The sequence below is a fragment of the Streptomyces sp. JLSY215 genome (genome assembly GCF_059682825.1).
The window spans coordinates 2,800,844-2,819,990 of sequence record NZ_CM185022.1 but is presented as its reverse complement, the minus strand read 5'-3'; the positions used below and the strand labels follow the sequence as shown (position 1 = coordinate 2,819,990).

Below are 19,147 nucleotides of genomic sequence, written 5' to 3'. Positions count from 1 at the left end.
CGCACGCACCACCGCGCCCACACACCATCGTGCCTACGGCTGCGGATACGCCACCGCCACCTGCATCCCGCACGCATCACACCAGAACGCCCACCCATTGGCGTCCACCGCATGCGAACCGCACCCCATGCACGGATCGGACACGAAGTTGGCCAGCTGCATCCCCTGACTGGTCCGCCGCGGCGCCGCCTGCCGCTCCAGCGCATAGCAAGGGATGCACAGCCCCCCGGCCGTACCCGGCAGCTTCATATTCCGCAGCTCACAGCGCGTACAGCGCATTCTGTCGACGTACTCGGGGGGCAGCGCGCGCAGCCGGTTGCCCTCACGGGGGGTCGTCACGTCGTCGTCCGCCTCCTACGCCGGGACCGTGCCGGTGCCCATGCACCGGGAGCATTGCGTTGTCGTGGGATTACCGTCCTGGGTCTCCCACTCGACCGTGCCGGTACCCCGGCACTCCTCACACGGCACTTCGGGCGGCATCGTCATACCTCAAGAATTCCATGACTGATTACGCCCCGTCAGCGCGTTGTCACTACCGCCCCAACCTCTGTGGGAACGGACAAGGCCGGAGATTGGACCTTCCGTCAGCGAGCCGCCGCGAACAGCCCTTCCGCGACCGCACCACGGAACCGGGCCCAGGAGGCGGGAGCGAGACGAAGCATCGGACCGTCGGGGTCCTTGGAGTCGCGCACGGCGACGGTGCCGGGGACATTGGTGGCGACCTCGACGCACTCGCGTTCAGGATTGCTGTAGCTGGACTTGCGGAATCCGAACTCGGTCATCGCTCACAGCTCCTTGCCGATGCTGGTGATGAACGCCTGCGACTCACGCTCACCGAGGGCGTGCCGCGCGATTCTCCCGAACAGCTCGTCGTGCTGTGCGGCCCTCTCCCCGCCCTCCACCCACAGTCGGCTGAACGGGATCTCCATGTACACCACGTCCATGGCCCCGGGCTCGCCGAACGAGATGATGTTGAACGCGCAGTCCATGCCCTGATGGGACCCGGAGCTGAACGGAAGCACCTGAACGGTGACGTTCGGGCTCCGGGTCACCGTCGTCAGATGCTCCAGTTGCCCGCGCATCACCGATGCATCGCCGACGAGGCTCCGCAGCGCCGCCTCGTGGATCACCACGTGCAGCGAGAGCTGCGGATCCTCGATGAGCCGCCGCTGCCGCGCCACGCGCGCGGCAACGAACCGCTCGTCGGCCCGCAGCGCCCGCACATAGTCCGGCGTCTGCAACAGGCCGGGCACAAAGGTCAGATGCCAGGACCGGATCCCCGTGGCCGCGCTCTCCAGGGTCACGTATTCCTGCATGTCCCCAAGGTCGGGGAACTCGTTCCACCACCCCTTGGCCTTGCGCCGCTCGCGGTCGATCCGCGCCAGCTCCAGCAGGCCACCCACGAGGGCCGGGTCGGTCACGCCGTACAGGGCGCACAACGTCCGGATGTCCGGATCGCGCATGGGGACCCAGCCGCCCTCCATCTTTGCGATCTTGGTCGTGGAAGCGCTGAGGGCCTCGGCGGCCTGAGGCTGTCGCATGCCCGCTGCCGTGCGGAGCCGCAGCAGTTCGCCACCCAACCGGCGCCCCAAGACCGTTGTGGTGCTGTTCCCCTGCATCGGCTGATGCATTGGCTGACGTGCTGTCACGTGTACCCCTCCTGAAGCGCGGGGTCAGTTTGTCGCTGGAGGAAGCGCCCCTGCAAACGCGTCCGGAGGATATCCTCCGAGAGGAACTTGTACGGATCCGTCCACCGCCGCTACCGTCCGCGGTGAACCGCTCGCGCGGCGTCGCGAAGCCGGAACGCCGATTGAAGCCGGAACGCCGATTAATGGGCGCTGCCCTGATCCGGAGGTGGCCGACATGATCGCCCCACACGACCCGCCGGAAGCGGTCCTCCAAGAGGACGTCCTCGACTACACCCCCCGCGCCAACAGCATCGTCCTCGCCCGAAACCGCGCCGCTCGCCTCGCAACGGAGTGGGGCCACCCGCAACTGGCCGACGACGCGTGCCTCCTGGTCTCCGAACTCGCCACCAATGCCGTCGTCCACGGCACCGTCCGCGGTCGCCTCTTCCGGGTACGGCTCTCCCTCACCCCCGCCGTCCTGCAGATCGCCGTAACCGACGCCCACGGCAAACGCCTCCCGCACATGGGCAAGCCCACCCCGAACGCCACCTCCGGCCGCGGCTTACTCCTGGTCCGCGCCCTCTCCCTCCGCTGGGGCGTGCACGTACTCGACGTCGGCAAAACGGTGTGGTGCGAGCTGGACACAACGGACCCTCCCCCCTTGTCCGAGGTCCTCAACTCCCTCCCTTTCTCGCCCCATTGGACTCATTCACGCCCATGACGGCTCATGCGCGACCCCGTACGGTCATTCCTCTGCGGGCCGCGACGGGCGCGGCCCCGCCGCCAGGAGGCACACCCACCATGCGCCGCATCGCCACCACCCTCGGCACCCTCACCGCCGCCGCCCTGCTCGCCCTCGCCGCACCGGGTTCCGCATCCGCGGCCAACGGCCTCCTCCTGATCGACGGCCGCCCGATCCTCCGCCCCAGCGGCTGCTACGAAAGCGCCGACACCCCCACCACCGTGGCCAACCGCACCCGCGACGCCATCGCCTACATCTTCACGGGACCCGACTGCACGGGCGATGTCGACACCGTCGTCCAGCCGGGCCGGTACGCCGAATCCGATGCCGGCGCCAGCGTCTGGATCGACTGACCGGCTGACTCGATCGCCGGCCGGGGTTGTCGGCCGGCGGCCGGTCAGGAAGCGCTCGACGATCTCGACCGGGCTGTTGACCGGGACGAGAAGCTGCGGGCGATCTACGCGGTGGCGCTGACGGCGCCGGCTGAGCAGGACCGCGAAATCGTCGAGGCGTGCCGACGCATCGCCGCTGACGCCGATCCGGGACCGCGACAGTCCGTGGTGGTGGGCACCGGTTACCTGTCCCGGCCGGCGCTGCAGGATCTGGTCCGAGGACTGCGCGACAACGATCCGGTCGGGCACGTGCGACACCACGCGGGGATCCTTTTGGAGGGGATCAGGCTCCACGCCACGACCTGCCTGATCACGACGACGGTGAGCCGGGTTCGGGATTGGCGTCCTGAAGGAGCGTGAAGGAGCGTGAAGGAGCGTGATGGAGTCTGATGGAGGCGGGGCGATGGTCTGGACAGCGTCATGGCGACGGCCTGGGCGGTGTGGTGGAACCTAGCTCACGCCGCGGCGGCCCGATTGGTTCACGCCCAATGCGCACAGGCCCCCGGCCGGTGCGCCCAAGCGCAGCCGTCGGCACCGGACTCCCACAGCTCTCTCACCTCCTCACGCAAAAATCACCTCCGCCAGCCAGAACTCCAGAAGCTCCGCATCCCCTTGGATCTCGAACGTGTCGGGATCGGCCGGCCGCCGCCCGTAGACCAGCAGCAGAAGGTCCGTCAGCGACGCCCTCACCGACACCGTCGCCGGCTCGCCGGAGCGGCGCCACGCGAGGGTGTCGCCCGTGAGGTCGACGAGCCAGTCGGCGGCGGCTTCGGGTGGAGTGTCGGTGGCGTGGAAGTGGAGGGTGCGGCCGGGGCCGAGGAGGTCGCGGCGCTCGGGGTGGTGGTCGAACATCTCGGGCAGGGAGCCCAGTTCCATCCATTCGTCGAGGGCGTCGAGCGCGACGCGTTGGCCGACGGTGAAGTCCGTGCCGAGGGTCAGGCAGGCGTCGGCGCGGTGGATGACCGTTTCGTGGGCCATGCGGCGGGCGAAGAAGCGGGGGGATCCGGAGGGCAGCGGGGTCCAGATGCGGGCGTCGGGGCCGGTGGTGCGGAGGGTGTCGGAAAGTTGCCGGGCGCCTTCGGTGAGCCAGGTGGCCAGGGAGGACGGGGATTCGGTGGTGTCGCGGGGGAGGGTGCGGAGGGCGGTGTCGGGCGGGGGCTGGGCGGCCCGGGTGCGGACGATCTCCTCGACCCAGCGGTGGGCCTCGCCCAGATGCCGTAGGAGCTGCGCGAGGTTCCAGTCCGGGCAGGAGGGCACGGAGACGGAAAGGTCGACGGCATCCGTGAGGGAGGACGCCAGCGCGGCGGCCTGGTGGCTGATTTCGGCGCAGTGGTCGTCGTAGCTCAGAGTGAGGTCCATGTGTCTCACGGTAGAGGGAGCCACTGACAATGGGCCGTCGCCACGGGGAGGGACCAATGCCGGGCCGCCGGACCGCCGGGCCGCCGCGGTGGGTAGGAGGCGTCGCTACTGGGCGCGGGGCGGCGTCGCGAGGCGGAAGCGCAGGCGGCAGATGACCGCGTCCGTGTCGCGGCGGACCGCATGCGCGACGACCGCGCCCCGCTGGTTCTGGAGCAGGCGCTGCCAGAGGTGGGCGGGTTCGGCCTCGGGGATCAGGACGGTGACCCGGGTGGCGGGGTGCCGGGTGGTCAGGTCGCGTACGTAGTCGGCGATGGGGCGGCCGACGGAGCGGGTGGTGGAGGGGAGTTCTAGGAGTTCCACGCCGGGGTTCCACAGCTCCCAGTCGCGGCGCAGGGCCTCGGTGGCCGGGCGGTCCTCGGGGTCGCCGTAGGTGACGGTCACCGCGATCACCTCGTTGCCGAGGGAGACCGCCGCGTTCAGGGCCTCCGAGGTGAGGAGGGAGAGGTGGGACACGGGGACGATGACGAGGGAGCGGGCGGCGCGCGGGGGTTCGGGGACGCGGCCCAGGCCCAGGCGCTCGCCGATCCGGCCGTAGGCGCGGTGCACGGCCTCGAAGGCGAGGACGAGGAGGGGGAGGGCGATGACGATCAGCCAGGCGCCCTCGGTGAATTTGGTGGCGGTGACGATGACCGCCGAGACGCCGGTGAGGAGGGCGCCGAAGCCGTTGAGGACGGCCTTGGCGCGCCGGCCGGGGGAGCGGTCGAGGAGCCAGTGTCGGACCATGCCCACCTGGCAGATGGTGAACCCGACGAAGACGCCGATGGCGAAGAGCGGGACGAGGGTGTTGACGTCGCCGCCGGAGAAGACCAGGAGGACCGCCGCCACGGCGGCGAGGGCGAGGACGCCATGGCGGTGGACCTGCCGGTCCGCCTTCAGGCCGAAGACGTGCGGGAGGTAGTTGTCCCGGGCCAGGAGGCCCATGAGGACCGGCAGGCCGCCGAAGGAGGTGTTCGCGGCCAGGGCGAGCAGGATCATCGTGGCGAACTGGACCACGTAGAAGGCCCAGTTGTGGCCGAGCGAGGCGTCCGCCAGCTGGGCGAGCACGGTGACGCCCTCGACGGGCTGGAGGTGGAAGCGGCCGATCAGGACGGAGAGGCCGATCAGCATGACGCCGAGCAGGGCGCCGAGGGCGACCTCGGTGCGCTGGGCGCGCTTGGCGGCCGGGGCGCGGAAGGAGGGCACCGCGTTGGCGACCGCCTCCACGCCGGTCAGCGCCGAGCAGCCGGAGGCGAACGCCTTGAGGAGCAGCAGGGCGCCCACGGTGGTGGCGTTGTGGGCCAGGGCGGAGGCGTGTCCGTCGGCGGTGACGGTGGAGGCCGGGGCGTCGCGGAAGAGGCCGACGACGATCATGGCGAGGATCGACGCGATGAAGACGGCGGTGGGTATGAGGAAAGCTTTCGCCGAGTCGACGATGCCGCGCAGGTTGATGGCGGTGATCAGGACCAGGACGGCGAGGCAGATTCCGACGCGGTCGTCGTAGAGGGCGGGGAAGGCCGAGGTCAGGGCCGCCACGCCGGCGGTCACGGAGACCGCGACGTTCAGGACGTAGTCGAGGATGAGCGAGGCGGCGGCCACCAGGGCGGTGCGGCGGCCCAGGTGGGTCCTGGCGACCGCGTAGGAGCCGCCCCCGTTGGGGAACGCGGCGATCACCTGACGGTACGACGCGACCAGTACGGCGAGCAGTGCCGCGATGGCGAGGGTGACGGGCAGCGTGAAGCCGAGGCCGTAGCCGCCCGCCGCCGCCAGGACCAGGACGACCGACTCGGGTCCGTACGCGACGGAGGCCATCGCGTCGAGCGAGAGGGCGGCCAGGCCCTGGAGGGCGGTCAGCCGGTGGCGGGTGTCGGCCGCCCCGGCCGCGGCGGCGCCCTCGGGCTGTTCGACGGCGTCCGGCGGTTCGTCGGCCTCGGCCTCGGGCCGGTGATCGGGCTGGGACACCATCGACATCGTTCGTCGTACCTCCGTGTGGCACTGCGCGGGACCAGCTCAGGGTGAGCGGTACGGAGGCGACCGACGTGCGGCCCTAGCGTGCCCTTGGCGGGCGATGGGGTGTTCTTGACGGATTCCTGATGCCCGTACGGACTTTTGGCCGGTACGGATTCACGCCGTCGCCCCGGCGAACGCGTACCGCACCCCGGTGAGCTCCTCCGAGGCGTCCCACAGGCGCTCGCCCGCCGCGTCGTTCTTCGTCCACGGCGCCCGGAAGGACGGCGCCGGGGCGCCCCGCAGCCCGCTCCGCGGCCCGACGAAGGAATCCGGGCGCATATGGGGCGCGGTGGCGGCGCAGAGCGTGCCGAGGGCGCTGCCGTCCGCGGGCTGGGCGATGAGGCGGTTGCCCAGTTCGATGACCCGCTCGGTGGTGGAGCGGCCCTCCATGCGGGCGCCGGCGGTCTGCAGGTTCGTGGCGGCGTAGCCGGGATGGGCGGCGGCCGCGACGACCTGGGAGCCGGCCGCGGCCAGGCGCCGGGCCAGCTCGTGCGTGAAGAGGAGGTTGGCGCTCTTGGAGCGGGCGTACGCAATCCAACGGCGGTAGGAACGCTCGCCGTTGATGCCGTTGATGCCGTTGATGCCGGACGAGCCGGACGGGCCGGAGAGCTCCGAGGGGTCGATGTCGGCGAGGGCGTGCAGCATGCTGGAGACGGTGACGACGCGCGCGCCCGGTGTGGCGAGGAGCTTGGGCAGCAGCAGGCCGGTCAGCGCGAAGTGGCCGAGGTGGTTGGTGCCGAACTGCATCTCGAAGCCGTCGGCGGTGGTGCGGTACGGCAGCGCCATCACGCCCGCGTTGTTGATGAGCAGGTCGAGGCGGTCGCCGTCGAAGGTGCCGAGGCCGGCCGCGAAGTCCCGTACGGAGGACAGGTCGGCCAGGTCGAGCGGCCGGAACTCCGCCTCGGCGGTGGGGACTTCGGTGCGCAACCGGTCCAGCGCCGCGGCCCCGCGCGTCTCGTTGCGGCAGGCCAGCACCACGCGGGCGCCGCGCCGCGCGAGCTCGCGCGCGGTGACATAGCCGATGCCGCTGTTGGCGCCCGTGACGACCACCGAGCGGCCGGTCTGGTCGGGTATGTGGCTGGTGTTCCACCGGGTCACGCCGTACTCCTCGGTAGGGGAACACCAGCCTACGCCGGGGGTGTCAGCCGCCCTCCGCCAGGCGCTTGATGGCCGACAGGCGGGAGTCCCAGTCCGCGGCGACCCGGTCCATCCACCGGGCCGTGACCCCGAGCCGCTCGGGTACGACCCGGTAGCGGGACTCGCGGCCCTGCCGGTGCCCGGCGACCAGGCCGGCCCGGTCCAGGACGCCCAGGTGTTTGACGATGGCCTGGCGGCTGACGGGCAGCTGGGCCGCCAGGGCCGTGGCGGTCGCCTCGCCGCGGTCGGCGAGGGCATCGAGTATCCGGCGGCGGGTCGGGTCCGCCAGCGCGGACAGCACCTCCGCCACGGCGTCCCCGGGGGCGTCGGGACCGGCCCCGGAGCCCGTGTCCGGATCGGAGTCATGCGTCATGCCGCGAGCCGCTCCGCGTACTGCCGGATGTTCTCGACCTGGGCGGACCAGCCCTCCGAGTGGCTCTCGTACGAGGCGGTCCGGCGGCGCTCCTCGGGGATGGCGAGGCCGGCGAATCCGCTCTCCGTCACGCGCAGCCGGGTGCCGTCGCCCTCCGGGGTGAGGGTGAACTCGACGAGGGTGGCATTCCCCTCGGTCGCCACCTGGCCGGGGTGTGCGCTGGCCCAGCGGTACGAGAAGTAGTGCGGCGGGTCCACCTTCACGATCACCGTCGGGAACTGGCCGTACTCGCCGTGGTCGAGGTGCATGATGCCGCCCGGCCGCAGGTCGACCGGCGTCGGCTCGCCCTGCCCGAACCACGAGCCGACGTGCTCGGGTTCGGTGAGGACCGCCCAGACGCGTTCGACGGGCGCCGCGATGCTGATCTCCCGCTCGATGTGGTCCCTGGTGTCGGCGTCGTTGCCGGGGTTGTTGTCGCTGCCGGTGCTGCCGGTGCTGCCGGGGTTGTCGGTGGTCATGAGGGGGGCCTCCCGCCGGGCGTGATCCGAGTGTGGTCCGTTCTTACGTGCTACCCAAGGGTTGCACGTCGCGACGGGAGGTGCAACCCGTTGGTTGCGCGAAGGGGTGGCGGCGTCAGGCGGCGGCCCCGCCCCGGATCCGCACCGGATATGCCGCCACGGACACCGACGGATCGTCCAGGCAGTCTCCCGTCGCAAGGTCGAAACGCTGCTTGAGCAGCGGCGATGCCACGAACGGGCGGTCCGCGGCGGAGCCGGTCAGACCCCGGGAGAGGACCTGGGCGCCGGTGAACGGGTCCTGGTTGCCGATCGCGTACGCCCGGCCCGCGCGGTCGATGAAGAGGGCGGCCTGGGTGCCGTCGGGAAGCAGGGCGGCGACCCCGCGGCCAGGAGTGAGGGCGTCCAGGGCGCAGACGGCGAGCCAGCCGTCGGGGCCGAGGATCTCGACGGTGCCGGTCGCGGTGCCGGTCTCGGTCAGCGTGGCGGTGGTCAACGGACGGAGGTTCCTTCCAGGGTGCGTACGGGCAGGGTCGGGCCGGCCAGCGGCGTCAGGTCCGGCTTGACCTGGCCGCGCTCCGGTACGAAGCGGACGGACGGGTCCGGGGCGTCGGGTGCGTTGACGAAGGACACGAAGCGGGACAGCCGCTCGGGGTCGTCGAGGGTCTCGGCCCATTCGTCGCGGTAGTGGGTGACATGGGCGGCCATCAGGGCCTCCAGCTCGTCGCACAGGCCGAGGGAGTCGTGGACGACGACGTCGCGCACGTGGTCGAGGCCGCCCTCGATCCGCTCCAGCCAGGCGGAGGTGCGCTCCAGGCGGTCCGCGGTGCGGATGTAGAACATCAGGAAGCGGTCGATCAGCCGGATCAGTTCGGCGTCGGACAGGTCCTGGGCCAGCAGGTCCGCATGCCGTGGGTCGGCGCCGCCGTTGCCGCCGACGTACAGGTTCCAGCCGTTGGAGGTGGCGATGACGCCGAAGTCCTTGCCGCGCGCCTCCGCGCATTCGCGGGCGCAGCCGGAGACCGCGGACTTGAGCTTGTGCGGGGCGCGCAGGCCCCGGTAGCGCAGCTCCAGATCGATGGCCATCCGGACCGAGTCCTGGACGCCGTAGCGGCACCAGGTCCGGCCGACGCAGGACTTCACGGTGCGCAGCGCCTTGCCGTACGCGTGCCCGGACTCGAAGCCGGCAGCCACCAGCCGGGTCCAGATGAGCGGGAGTTGATCGACGCGGGCGCCGAACAGGTCGATCCGCTGGCCGCCGGTGATCTTGGTGTAGAGGCCGAAGTCGCGGGCCACCTCGCCGATCACGATCAGCTTCTCCGGGGTGATCTCGCCGCCGGGGATGCGCGGCACGATCGAGTACGAGCCGTTGCGCTGGAGGTTGGCCAGGAAGTGGTCGTTGGTGTCCTGGAGGGCGGCCTGCTCGCCGTCCAGGATGTAGCCGTCGGCGCCGACGGACGGCGCGAGGGAGGCGATGATGGAGCCGATGGTGGGCTTGCAGATCTCGCAGCCGTCGCCGCCCCGCGCCGCCGGCCGGCCGTGCGAGGCCAGCAGTGCCGCGTACGAGGTGAGCCGCAGGGTGCGGACGATCTCGTAGAGCTCGGCGCGGGTGTGCGGGAAGCAGCCGCACAGGCCCTTGTCGACGCTGACGCCGCTCGCCTCCAGCTCGTCGTTGACCAGGGTGGTCAGCGTCTTGACGCAGGAGCCGCAGCCGGTGCCGGCCTTGGTGCACTTCTTGACCTCGGGCACGGTCGCGCAGGAGTGCTCGGTGACCGCGCCGCGGACCGCGCCCTTGGTGACGTTGTGGCAGTTGCAGATCACCGCGTCGTCGGGGAGCGCGGACGGGCCGAGGGCGGCCGGTGCGCCGGCCCCGGCGGGCATCACCAGCTGCTCGGGCGCCAGCGGGGGGACGCTGCCGGTCAGCGGCCGCAGCATCCCGTACGCCTCCGCGTCGCCGACCAGGACGCCGCCCAGCAGCTCGCCCTCCCGGCCGATGACCAGCTTCTTGTAGACGCCGCTGCGGGAGTCGGCGTAGACGACGTCGAGGCAGCCCTCGGTGGTGCCGTGGGCGTCGCCGAAGGAGGCCACGTCCACGCCGAGCAGCTTGAGCTTGGTGGAGAGGTCGGCGCCGGTGAAGGCGGCCGTCCGGCCCGCGAGGGTGTCGGCGGCGGTGCGGGCCATGTCGTAGCCGGGCGCCACCAGGCCGTAGACCCGGCCGTCGCTCGCCAGCGCGCATTCGCCGATCGCGTAGACGGCGGGGTCGCTGGTGCGGCACCGCTCGTCGACGACGATCCCGCCGCGCTCGCCGACCGACAGCCCGCAGTCCCGGGCGAGTTGGTCGCGGGGGCGGACCCCGGCGGAGAAGACGACGAGGTCGGTTGCTATCCGGGAGCCGTCGGACAGCTCCATGGCGGTGACCGCGCCGCCGTCCGCGACGATCTCCTTGCCGCCGACGCCCGTGTGCACCTCCAGGCCCATCTCCTCGACCCTGCGGCGCAGCGCGGCGCCGCCGCCCTCGTCCACCTGGAGGGCCATCAGCCGGGCGTTGAACTCCACGATGTGGGTGCGCAGTCCGAGCCCCTTGAGTGCGCCGGCCGCCTCCAGGCCGAGCAGCCCCCCGCCGACGACCACACCGGTGGTGGCGTTCTCGGCGTACTCCTCGATGGCGAGCAGATCCTCGATGGTGCGGTAGACGAAGCAGCCCGCGCTGTCCTTGCCGGGCACCGGCGGGACGAAGGGGTACGAGCCGGTGGCCAGCACCAGCGTGTCGTAGCCGACGGTCAGGCCGGAGCGGGCGGTGACCGTGCGGGTGGTGCGGTCGATGGCGGTGGCCGGGTCGCCCAGGTGCAGTTCGATGCCGTGCCGGGCCATGAAGTCCGGGGCGGTCACGCTCAGGTCGTCCGGGGTGCGGCCGGCGAAGTACGAGGTCAGCTGGACGCGGTCGTAGGCCGGCCGGGGCTCCTCGCAGAGCACGACCACCCGGGCCCGCTCGGTGACGCCCCGGTCGGCGAGCTCCTCCAGGAAGCGCTGGCCGACCATGCCGTGCCCGATGAGGACGATGGTGGGGCGGGTGGTGCCCGTGCCGGTGCTGGTGGGGCTGGCGGCTGCGGCCATGATCAGAAGCCTCCGTCGGTGGTGAGCGGGTGGAGCAGCGGGGCGGCGGGCGGCGGTACGTCGCAGCCCTCCCGCGCGCGGGCCGCCGGGACGCCGGGCGGCCCGCCGCCGGTCACCACCACACGCAGTGCCAAGGTCATGTCCGTCAGCCTGCGGTCCGGCTGTTACCCGCCCGCATCCCCACTGTTTCCCCGGCGGAACGCTGCCCTCAGTGGCGCACCGGCCGCCCTGTGAGGCGGCGGCGGGCGTCCGCACGACGGCCGGGTCGGCGGGCGCCCGTCACCCGCCGGCCCGCGCCGGACACAGCCGCCGCGGATGCGCGTCCGTACGGAGCTTCGCGTCGACACAGCCGCCCGGCAGGCCGTCGTGGGCCGTGGTGCCGAAGTTGGCGGTGACGGTGAGCGTGCCGTCGCCGAAGACCGTGCGCTGGACGTTCCGGTCGCCCGTGAGCCACCGGAACGACGTCATCCGGTCGGTGCCCGCGGCGCGGTGCAGCGGGGAGAAGTACCGCTGCAGCGCGGCGAGTTCGGGGCCGTGCCGCTGGATGGACGGGCCGTCCAGGACGTAGTTGAGCGGGGTGTTGTAGAGCATCGCGAGCAGCGCGCGGGTGGTCTTCTGCTGCGGCAGCTTGTCGTACGACAGCTCCCAGCGCTCCGCGTTGACGAGCGAGCCGTGCAGCGCGGTCTCGTAGAGCGGCACGCGGTACTTCGGGTCGTACATCGCGGTGGCCAGATCGGCGGGCAGCCGGACCGGCCGGAAGAAGTTCGTCGGGGCGTTCTCGGGGTAGTAGCCGCCCCACTTCTGCTTGTCGCGCTCCAGTTTCCACAGGCCGTCGGCGACCGGCGTGCCCGAGCCGTGGTCGAAGGCCAGCACCTGATTGGCCCAGGGCTGGGCGGACTCCGAGCCGAGCACGAGGCGCTGTGACAGGCGCCGCATCCGGGCGAGCCGCATCGCGCGGTCGCCTGCCTTGGTCATCTCATGGCCCGCGCCGTGGTCGCGGAACACCTCGCCGGTCGCGTCCACGTCCAGGAAGTAGCTGTCCGCGCCGTTGGCGACCATCGCGCGGGTGCGGTCGGCCAGATAGTGCTTGTCCGGCTCGGCCTTCTCGAAGGCGCGCGAGCTGAGATAGCAGCCGCGGCCGCCGAACCCGGTCTCCGGGGCGCCGTCCGCCTTCCGTATACAGAAGTCGGGGTAGACGCGGTCCGGCCAGGCCGAGGTGGGGCTGTCGGCGCTCCGCGGGTCCTGGCCGTTGGCGAACGAATCGTACGGGCCGACGAGATAGCCCGCCCGCCCGGCGGCCCGGACGGCCGCGGCGTCCATCGGGTGGGGCCCCGCGTCATAACCGAGCCACATCCGGTCCACGCCCAGCTTCTTCAGGCGGGCGATGCCGGAGACGGTCCGGGCGTCGCCCCACACATAGGCGTGGAAGGCGCCGAGCAGCTTGCCGTTGGCCGGGTTGCGCCGGATCTTCTCGCGCAGGCTGCCGAGCCGGCCGTGCTCCGCGAGGTAGGAGCGGTAGTCGGCGGCGGGGGCGACCGGATTGCCGTCGGTGAGGGCGAAGGAGACGTCGTAGTCGCGGGTGCCCTCGCCGGCGGAGAAGGCGTGCGCGGCGGTGGTGCGCAGGCGGCCGCCGGTGGAGGCGAAGCGGAGCGACGTACCGATGTCGGTCGGGGTCAGATAGCTCACCCCACGGCCCGCTCGGCCGGTTGCCCCCTTCATCGAGTACCCCCAAAGGGGCAGGGCCAGATCGGCGCCCACGTCGACCGTGCTGCCCGCCAGCCCTGCCTTCTCCCCGTTCCAGAAGGCGTCCCGTACGGGGATGTCCAGGCCCTCGCCGCGCGGGAGCTGGACGGCGGAGGCGGCCCGGTCGGTGCCGGTGACCGGCCAGCTGACGGAGCCGTCGCGGTCCGACCGCAGCGTGATCCGCAGCCGGCCGCGCTCCGTACGCGCCCGGACGCTCAGCCCCTTGGCGGGATAGCTCCAGCGCGCCCCGTCGGCCGTACGGGTCACCGGGCCGGGCCGGCCCAGTCCGCCCGCGGCCGCCTCCGACAGCACCATGCGCCGGCCGTCACCGGTGCGCGCGGTCACCGCCAGGGAAGCGGTGTCGATGACGGCGGTGCCGCCGGTGACGGGGAGTTCGAGACGGCTGCCCCGGAGCGTCCCGGCGGCGGCGCTGTCGCAGCCGGCCAGGCCCAGCGTCGTGGCGGTCAGCGCGAGGGAGGCGGCGACCGCTCGGGTGATCTTGGATGTCATGCGTCCTGGATAGTGACCGGGGCTAAGAACGTTCTAAGAGCCGCCGGAGCGGCCCCCGGGGAGCCGGGGGCCGCGGGGGCCGTCAGGCATCAACCCGCGTGCCCCACAGGCGAGTTCGGAATACCGGCGGAACACCGTCAGTCCTCCGCCCCGGATGCCGCCGCGAGCCGCCGCACCGCCAGCTCCGCGTACACCGCCGCCCCGTCCGCCAGCACGGCATCGTCGAACTCGGCGAGCGGGGAGTGGTTGTTGGGGCTGCGCTCGTGGTCGGCGCCCCGCGGCGGCGCGCCGAGAAAGGCCATCACGCCGGGGACCTCGGCGAGCACCCGGGAGAAGTCCTCCGAGCCCGGCAGCGGCTGCGACTGCGGCGCGAAGCGCTCCTCGCCCAGCGCCTCACGGACCGTGTCCCCCACGAAGGCCGCCTCGTCGTGGTCGTTGACGGTCACCGGATACAGCTCGGCGAACTCCGCCTCCACGCCCACCCCGTACGCCGCCGCGATCCCCCGGCACACCTCCACCGTGCCGTCCTTGACCCGCGCCTGGGCGGCGTCCGAGAAGCTGCGTACGGTCGCGTGGAACTCCGCGGTCTCGGGGATGACGTTGGTCTGCGTCCCGGCGTGGAAGGTGCCCACCGTCAGCACCACCGGGTCGAACACATCGAAGGTCCGGGTGATCCACGCCTGGAGCGCCGTCACCATCGCACACGCCGCCTGCACCGGATCCTTGGCGCGGTACGGCATGGAGCCGTGCCCGCCCTCGCCGCGGACCGTCACCCGCAGCACATTGGACGCGGCCATCGCCGGTCCGCCGCGGGTACGGAAGACCCCACTGGGCAGCCCGGCCGACAGCACATGGAGCGCATACGCCGCGACCGGCCGCCGCCCCGCGGCGTCCAGCAGCCCCTCGGCGAGCATGTGCCGCGCGCCGTCATGGCCCTCCTCGCCGGGCTGGAACATGAACAGCACATCCCCCGCCAGTCGGTCGCGGTGCGCGGCGAGCAGCTTGGCGGCGCCGGTGAGCATGGCCGTGTGCAGATCGTGGCCGCAGGCGTGCATCCGGCCGTTGTCGGCCGCGAAGTCCAGGCCGGTGCGCTCGGCGACCGGCAGCGCGTCCATGTCGCCGCGCAGCAGCACGGCCGGTCCGGGCCGCCCGCCGCGCAGCACCGCCGTCACCGAGCTGAGCCCGTCGCCGGTACGCACCTCCAGCGGCAGGCCGTCCAGTTCGGCCAGCACCGCCTCCTGGGTACGGGGGAGGTCGAGGCCGAGCTCGGGGGTGCGGTGCAGGGTGCGGCGCATCCGTACGAGGTCGTCGGTCAGGGCGCGGGCGTCGTCACGGAGGTTCATCGGGGCGCTCCTTGTCTCGCAGAGGTGGGGCGGTGTCCGGCAGGGAGTGATCCAGTGCTGCTGCTCAGCTTGGTCGGCCGCCGCTCCCGACGCGAGACCATCGGCGGTCCCCGCCGCGCACGGCGGGCCGTACCCGCCGTTCTTAACGGGCGGTCAGCCCTTCCTCAAGGCCGCCTTAAGGATCGGGAATTACGGCCTGACCTGCTGTTTCGCCGCCGCCCGCGGCCATAGTTTCGGCCTGTGACCAGCCAGCCCGACGCCGCGCACCCGCACGTCAGCGCCCCGCATCCGTTGTACGCGCGGCTCATCCCCCAGGCCGTACCTCCCCTTCCCGTCCGTGCGCCGCGCACCCCTGCGCCGCCCCTGCGGACCTCACCGCGCGCCCTGCTCACCGGGCTGGCCGCGGGTGCCGTGCCGGTCGTCGCCCTCTGGCTGGTGCAGGCCGCCCCGTCGCTGCGCCTCGACGCGCTGTTCGCCACCTTCGCGCACCTCAGCGGACTGCTCGCGGCGTACGGCATCCTCGTCATGCTGCTGCTGATGGCCCGCGTGCCCGCCCTCGAACACGGCGTCGGCGCCGACCGGCTGGCCCGCTGGCACGCCCTCGGCGGACGCTCCGTCCTCACCCTCTGCCTGGTGCACGCGGCCCTCGCGCTCTGCGCCTACAGCGCGCACACCGGCACCGATCTGCTCGCCGCCACCGCCGGCCTGCTGCGCTATCCGGCCCTGGCCGCGGCCACCGCCGGCACCGCGCTGCTGGCCGCGGTCGGCCTGTCCTCCGCCCGTGCGCTGCGCCGCCGCGTCCGCCACGAGACCTGGCGCGCCTTCCACCTGCCGGCCTATCTCGGCGCCGCCCTCGCCTTCGGCCACCAGCTCGCCGGCCCCGACCTGGCCGGCGGGCCGCTCGCCGCCTGGCTGTGGACGCTGCTGCACACCACCGTCGGGGTCCTGCTGGCCTGGTACCGGCTGATCGTGCCGGTACGCCAGGCCCTGCGCCACAGCCTCCGCATCGTCGAGGTCCGCACCGAGGGACCGGACGTCGTCTCCCTCGTCATGCAGGGCCTCGCCCTGGACGCGCTGCGCGCCGAGCCGGGCCAGTTCTTCCGCTGGCGCTTCCTGGACCGCCGGCTGTGGCGTACGGCCCTGCCCTTCTCGCTCTCCGCCCCACCCCGGAACGACACCCTCCGCATCACCGTCAAGGTGTGCGGCGACCACACCCGCCGGATCCGCCGGCTGCGCCCCGGCGTACGGGTGCTGGCCACCGGCCCGTTCGGCGCCCTGACCGCCCACCGGCGCACCCGCCGCAAGGTCCTGCTGCTCGCCGGCGGCGTCGGCATCACCCCGATGCGCGCCCTCTTCGAGACCCTCCCCGGCGGCCCCGGAGACCTCACCCTCCTCTACCGCGCCGGCCACGCCGACCGGCTGGTGCTGCGCGACGAACTCGAAGCCATCGCCGCCGCCCGCGGCGCCGCCCTCCACTACCTCCTCGGCCCCTCCGACGGCCCGTTCGACCCCCTGGCCCCCCGCGCCCTGCGCAACCTCGTCCCCGACCTGCCCGAACACGATGTGTATCTGTGCGGCCCGCCCGGCATGACCGCCTCCGCGATCAGTGCCCTGAAACGGGCGGGCGTCCCGTCTCCCCGCATCCACACGGAACGCTTCACCTTCTGAACCGCCGCCCGCCCTCCAGGACTTGGACACCATGGCCCGACACCGCAAACCACGGACCCTCCCGGCCGCCACCCTCCGGGCCCGCCGTCAGCTCGCCGCCTGTCTGGCGGGGGCGAGCGCCGTCACCGCCACCCTGGTCTCCCTGACGGTGGCCCCGGCCGCCCCGCCCGCCCCGGACCGGGCCCCGGCGAGCCACACCGCCCCCGAGCCACAGGCCGCGCCGTAGCCCCCGCACCCCGCCTTCAGGGCTTTCACCCCGGACGACGCCGTCCCGTCCGTAAGATCACCTGGTGCCCCATGACATATCGCTGCTCACCCTGAGCCTGCTCTCGGTGGCCGCCCTCGCCGCCGGCTGGATCGACGCCGTGGTGGGTGGCGGCGGACTGCTCATGCTGCCCGCCCTGCTGGTCGGACTGCCGCACACCCCCGCCGCGTACGTGCTGGGTACCAACAAGTCCACGGCCATCGTCGGCACCACCGCGGCCGCCGTCACCTACGTCCGCAAGGCGCCGATCGATGTCCGGACCGCGCTGCGGATCGGGCTCGCCGCGATGGCGGGATCGCTGGGCGGGGCGTTCTTCGCGGCGGGTATCAACAGCGCGGTGCTGCGGCCGCTGATCATGGCCGTACTCCTCGCCGTGCTGGCGTTCGTCCTTTTCCGGCCGGCCTTCGGGACCGCCCCGGCGCCCTCGGAGCCGGTCACCCGGCGGCGGGTGGTGGCCGCGATCCTCGTCGCCGGGCTGGGCATCGGCTTCTACGACGGCCTGATCGGACCCGGCACCGGCGCCTTCCTGGTCGTCGCCCTCACCGCCATCCTGCACATGGACCTGGTCACCTCCTCCGCCATGTCCAAGATCATCAATGTCTGCACCAACATCGGCGCGCTGACGATGTTCGCGATCCAGGGCACCGTGCTGTGGCAACTGGGCGCGCTCTTCGCGCTGTTCAATCTCGTCGGCGGCCTGGTGGGAGCCCGGATGGCGCTCAAGCGCGGCGCGGGCTTCGTGCGGGGTGTGCTGGTGGCCGTGGTCATCGCGCTGCTGTGCAAGCTGGCCTTCGACCAGTGGCTGGCCTGAGGCCGGGGGAGCGGCCGCCGCGGCGGCCTTCGTGGCGGCCGTCGGCGCTCAGAAGCGGCAGTGGTACATCCGGGCCATGTCCCGCACACCGGGCAGGAGCCCCGTCAGCCGCGCCGCCGCCCGGTAGGCCCCCGGCAGCTTCTCGATCCCGGGTATCTCCAGGGCGCCGATGTTCTCGACGATCTCCAGCTCCGGGCTGAGCGCCGCCACGCCCGCGGCGTCCGTGCCCCAGTGCAGCGTCGCGCCGGCGTTGACCACCACGCGGTTGAGCCACTGCGTCCGGATGGCGAACCTGCTGAAGGCGTCGAAGGCCAGCTCCCCGCCCGGTACGTGTGCCATCAGCCGCCGCAGCAGGGCCGTGCCGTCCTCCTCGGTCAGATACATCAGCAGGCCCTCGGCGACGATCATCGCGGGCCGGTCGGCGGGCAGCTGCGCCGTCCACGCGGGATCGGTGACGGATGCGGCGACGGCGGTGTAGCCCGCGCGCTCCCGGCACTCCGGGTACAGCGTGTCGCGCAGCTCGATGACTTCGGGGTAGTCGACGTCGTACCACCGCACGCCGGGCCCGGGGGCGAGGCGGTGGACGCGGGTGTCGAGCCCGCAGCCCAGGTGGACGACCGTGGCCTCCTCGTGCGCGGCGAGGAAGCGCGCGGTCCACCTGTCCAACTGCCGGGCCCGCAGCGCCACTCCGGCCGCGTCGCCGGGGCCCATGCGCAGCTTGCCGAAGTCGTAGTCGAGCCGCCGCACGGTGTCGGCGGCGGTGGTGTCGCCGAGGATCGGCCGCTTCGCGCGGCTGTCGACCGCACGGCCGTAGAGGGTGGCGAGGAGGGTTTCCTTCTCCTCGGTCAGCTGCACCTTGGTGTCCGGCTCCGGATTCATGCTGTCGATGATACGCAAGATTCAGAAAAACGTGAAGCTCAAAAAAAATCAGAGGTCGGGGTGCGGGGTACTGGGCTGCGGGCCTGCCGCTGCGCTCAACCCCGCGCGGCCGCCGCCATCACCGCGCCGCGCGCCCGCGGCGCCACCTCCGTCACGGCCGTCAGCATCACCGCGGAGTCCTCGAGGGCCCGCAGACCGTGCCGCTCGTGCGGGATCGCGATGACCTGACCCGCTCTCAGCTCCTGGCTCCCATGCGGCCCGACCAGCCGGACCTGCCCCTTCAGTACCTGCAGGCTCGCCGCCGGCGGCGCGTTGTGCTCGTCCAGTGAGGCGCCCGCGATCAGCGCGATCACGGTCTGCCGCAGCGGGCCGTCGTGCAGGAAGAGATGGGCGCTGCGGCCGTGCGCGGAGGCCCTGGCGTCATCGAGCTGGTCACGGGTGAGGGCATACAGGTCGTTCATGGCACGGGCCTTTCCGTGTGGGCCGGTGGCAGGCTCCCCTTCCATCCTTCCCGCTGCACCGGTTGCCGCAACCGGGGCGTTCCGGTATGGGACGGGGTGATCACGGTCAAACGGGGGCGTACGGGTGCATGCCCGCCAAGGGGCGGCCCGTCATGGCCGCA

General features: G+C 72.5%; 21 protein-coding genes. 6 read left to right on the top strand and 15 right to left on the bottom strand.

Annotation, left to right across the window (positions count from 1 at the left end; translation table 11 throughout):
• Window positions 1-33 precede the first annotated feature (33 nt).
• The 3 genes from AC5677_RS12660 to AC5677_RS12650 form a co-directional block, all read right to left on the bottom strand.
• Complete coding sequence (locus AC5677_RS12660) at window positions 34-339, bottom strand: hypothetical protein (RefSeq protein WP_497195137.1); 306 nt, start codon at window positions 337-339, stop codon at window positions 34-36.
• Between the two features lie 245 nt (window positions 340-584).
• A complete protein-coding gene (locus AC5677_RS12655; protein ID WP_497195136.1) occupies window positions 585-782 on the bottom strand; it encodes a DUF397 domain-containing protein in 198 nt (65 codons plus the stop codon).
• Between the two features lie 3 nt (window positions 783-785).
• Entirely contained in the window at window positions 786-1,619 is an 834-nt protein-coding gene (locus AC5677_RS12650) for a helix-turn-helix domain-containing protein (protein WP_497195135.1), read from the bottom strand.
• 244 nt (window positions 1,620-1,863) lie between these two features.
• On the opposite strand from AC5677_RS12650, the gene AC5677_RS12645 reads away from it, so the two are divergent.
• From AC5677_RS12645 to AC5677_RS12635, 3 genes are all read left to right on the top strand, one after another.
• Window positions 1,864-2,349, top strand: coding sequence for an ATP-binding protein (locus AC5677_RS12645; protein WP_497195134.1), 486 nt, complete (start codon window positions 1,864-1,866; stop codon window positions 2,347-2,349).
• Window positions 2,350-2,429: 80 nt separating this feature from the next.
• A complete protein-coding gene (locus AC5677_RS12640; RefSeq protein WP_497195133.1) occupies window positions 2,430-2,723 on the top strand; it encodes a hypothetical protein in 294 nt (97 codons plus the stop codon).
• A 111-nt stretch (window positions 2,724-2,834) separates the two neighbouring features.
• A complete protein-coding gene (locus AC5677_RS12635) occupies window positions 2,835-3,122 on the top strand; it encodes a hypothetical protein (protein WP_497195132.1) in 288 nt (95 codons plus the stop codon).
• Between the two features lie 201 nt (window positions 3,123-3,323).
• Here AC5677_RS12635 and AC5677_RS12630 read toward each other — a convergent pair whose 3' ends face one another.
• The 10 genes from AC5677_RS12630 to AC5677_RS12585 all read right to left on the bottom strand — a co-directional run bounded on the left by AC5677_RS12630 (window position 3,324) and on the right by AC5677_RS12585 (window position 14,902).
• Window positions 3,324-4,121 carry a maleylpyruvate isomerase family mycothiol-dependent enzyme gene (locus AC5677_RS12630; protein ID WP_497195131.1) on the bottom strand — a complete coding sequence of 266 codons (798 nt, stop codon included), beginning with the start codon at window positions 4,119-4,121 and terminating at the stop codon, window positions 3,324-3,326.
• A 105-nt stretch (window positions 4,122-4,226) separates the two neighbouring features.
• Window positions 4,227-6,128: an APC family permease gene (locus AC5677_RS12625; RefSeq protein WP_497195130.1), complete on the bottom strand. Its 1,902-nt coding sequence runs from the start codon at window positions 6,126-6,128 to the stop codon at window positions 4,227-4,229.
• 153 nt (window positions 6,129-6,281) lie between these two features.
• Window positions 6,282-7,265 (bottom strand): oxidoreductase, encoded by a 984-nt coding sequence (locus tag AC5677_RS12620; RefSeq protein WP_497195129.1) that lies wholly within the window; start codon window positions 7,263-7,265, stop codon window positions 6,282-6,284.
• Between the two features lie 43 nt (window positions 7,266-7,308).
• The gene (locus tag AC5677_RS12615) at window positions 7,309-7,614 is read right to left on the bottom strand and encodes an ArsR/SmtB family transcription factor (RefSeq protein WP_497196598.1); all 306 of its coding nucleotides are present in this window, start codon (window positions 7,612-7,614) and stop codon (window positions 7,309-7,311) included.
• Between the two features lie 59 nt (window positions 7,615-7,673).
• Window positions 7,674-8,195 carry an SRPBCC family protein gene (locus AC5677_RS12610; protein ID WP_497195128.1) on the bottom strand — a complete coding sequence of 174 codons (522 nt, stop codon included), beginning with the start codon at window positions 8,193-8,195 and terminating at the stop codon, window positions 7,674-7,676.
• A gap of 115 nt (window positions 8,196-8,310) precedes the next feature.
• Entirely contained in the window at window positions 8,311-8,688 is a 378-nt protein-coding gene (gene nirD, locus AC5677_RS12605; protein WP_497195127.1) for a nitrite reductase small subunit NirD, read from the bottom strand.
• Window positions 8,685-11,306, bottom strand: a complete 2,622-nt coding sequence (nirB, locus tag AC5677_RS12600; protein WP_497195126.1) for a nitrite reductase large subunit NirB — start codon at window positions 11,304-11,306, stop codon at window positions 8,685-8,687. The genes nirD and nirB overlap by 4 nt, the downstream gene beginning before the upstream one ends.
• A 2-nt stretch (window positions 11,307-11,308) precedes the next feature.
• Entirely contained in the window at window positions 11,309-11,446 is a 138-nt protein-coding gene (locus AC5677_RS12595) for a hypothetical protein (RefSeq protein ID WP_497195125.1), read from the bottom strand.
• 139 nt (window positions 11,447-11,585) lie between these two features.
• Window positions 11,586-13,559 carry a glycoside hydrolase gene (locus AC5677_RS12590; protein WP_497195124.1) on the bottom strand — a complete coding sequence of 658 codons (1,974 nt, stop codon included), beginning with the start codon at window positions 13,557-13,559 and terminating at the stop codon, window positions 11,586-11,588.
• Between the two features lie 137 nt (window positions 13,560-13,696).
• Window positions 13,697-14,902, bottom strand: coding sequence for a M20 metallopeptidase family protein (locus tag AC5677_RS12585; RefSeq protein ID WP_497195123.1), 1,206 nt, complete (start codon window positions 14,900-14,902; stop codon window positions 13,697-13,699).
• Window positions 14,903-15,265: 363 nt separating this feature from the next.
• Between AC5677_RS12585 and AC5677_RS12580 the strand changes: the two genes are divergently transcribed.
• From AC5677_RS12580 to AC5677_RS12570, 3 genes are all read left to right on the top strand, one after another.
• Window positions 15,266-16,570 (top strand): ferredoxin reductase family protein, encoded by a 1,305-nt coding sequence (locus AC5677_RS12580; RefSeq protein WP_497196597.1) that lies wholly within the window; start codon window positions 15,266-15,268, stop codon window positions 16,568-16,570.
• 31 nt (window positions 16,571-16,601) lie between these two features.
• Window positions 16,602-16,796, top strand: a complete 195-nt coding sequence (locus AC5677_RS12575; RefSeq protein ID WP_497195122.1) for a hypothetical protein — start codon at window positions 16,602-16,604, stop codon at window positions 16,794-16,796.
• 64 nt (window positions 16,797-16,860) lie between these two features.
• Complete coding sequence (locus tag AC5677_RS12570; protein ID WP_497195121.1) at window positions 16,861-17,646, top strand: sulfite exporter TauE/SafE family protein; 786 nt, start codon at window positions 16,861-16,863, stop codon at window positions 17,644-17,646.
• Between the two features lie 48 nt (window positions 17,647-17,694).
• On the opposite strand, the gene AC5677_RS12565 is transcribed toward AC5677_RS12570, so the two are convergent.
• The gene (locus AC5677_RS12565) at window positions 17,695-18,525 is read right to left on the bottom strand and encodes a class I SAM-dependent methyltransferase (RefSeq protein WP_497195120.1); all 831 of its coding nucleotides are present in this window, start codon (window positions 18,523-18,525) and stop codon (window positions 17,695-17,697) included.
• Between the two features lie 95 nt (window positions 18,526-18,620).
• Window positions 18,621-18,986: a cupin domain-containing protein gene (locus AC5677_RS12560; RefSeq protein ID WP_497195119.1), complete on the bottom strand. Its 366-nt coding sequence runs from the start codon at window positions 18,984-18,986 to the stop codon at window positions 18,621-18,623.
• Window positions 18,987-19,147 lie beyond the last annotated feature (161 nt).

Excerpts from the sequence above, each read along its gene's own strand:
- AC5677_RS12645 (WP_497195134.1), top strand. The coding sequence starts at position 1,864 with ATGATCGCCCCACACGACCCGCCGGAAGCGGTCCTCCAAGAGGACGTC.
- AC5677_RS12560 (WP_497195119.1), bottom strand. The coding sequence starts at position 18,986 with ATGAACGACCTGTATGCCCTCACCCGTGACCAGCTCGATGACGCCAGG.
- AC5677_RS12610 (WP_497195128.1), bottom strand. The coding sequence starts at position 8,195 with ATGACCACCGACAACCCCGGCAGCACCGGCAGCACCGGCAGCGACAAC.
- AC5677_RS12655 (WP_497195136.1), bottom strand. The coding sequence starts at position 782 with ATGACCGAGTTCGGATTCCGCAAGTCCAGCTACAGCAATCCTGAACGC.
- AC5677_RS12565 (WP_497195120.1), bottom strand. The coding sequence starts at position 18,525 with ATGAATCCGGAGCCGGACACCAAGGTGCAGCTGACCGAGGAGAAGGAA.
- nirB (WP_497195126.1), bottom strand. The coding sequence starts at position 11,306 with ATGGCCGCAGCCGCCAGCCCCACCAGCACCGGCACGGGCACCACCCGC.
- AC5677_RS12595 (WP_497195125.1), bottom strand. The coding sequence starts at position 11,446 with ATGACCTTGGCACTGCGTGTGGTGGTGACCGGCGGCGGGCCGCCCGGC.
- AC5677_RS12640 (WP_497195133.1), top strand. The coding sequence starts at position 2,430 with ATGCGCCGCATCGCCACCACCCTCGGCACCCTCACCGCCGCCGCCCTG.
- AC5677_RS12630 (WP_497195131.1), bottom strand. The coding sequence starts at position 4,121 with ATGGACCTCACTCTGAGCTACGACGACCACTGCGCCGAAATCAGCCAC.
- AC5677_RS12625 (WP_497195130.1), bottom strand. The coding sequence starts at position 6,128 with ATGTCGATGGTGTCCCAGCCCGATCACCGGCCCGAGGCCGAGGCCGAC.
- AC5677_RS12575 (WP_497195122.1), top strand. The coding sequence starts at position 16,602 with ATGGCCCGACACCGCAAACCACGGACCCTCCCGGCCGCCACCCTCCGG.
- AC5677_RS12590 (WP_497195124.1), bottom strand. The coding sequence starts at position 13,559 with ATGACATCCAAGATCACCCGAGCGGTCGCCGCCTCCCTCGCGCTGACC.
- AC5677_RS12585 (WP_497195123.1), bottom strand. The coding sequence starts at position 14,902 with ATGAACCTCCGTGACGACGCCCGCGCCCTGACCGACGACCTCGTACGG.
- AC5677_RS12650 (WP_497195135.1), bottom strand. The coding sequence starts at position 1,619 with ATGCAGGGGAACAGCACCACAACGGTCTTGGGGCGCCGGTTGGGTGGC.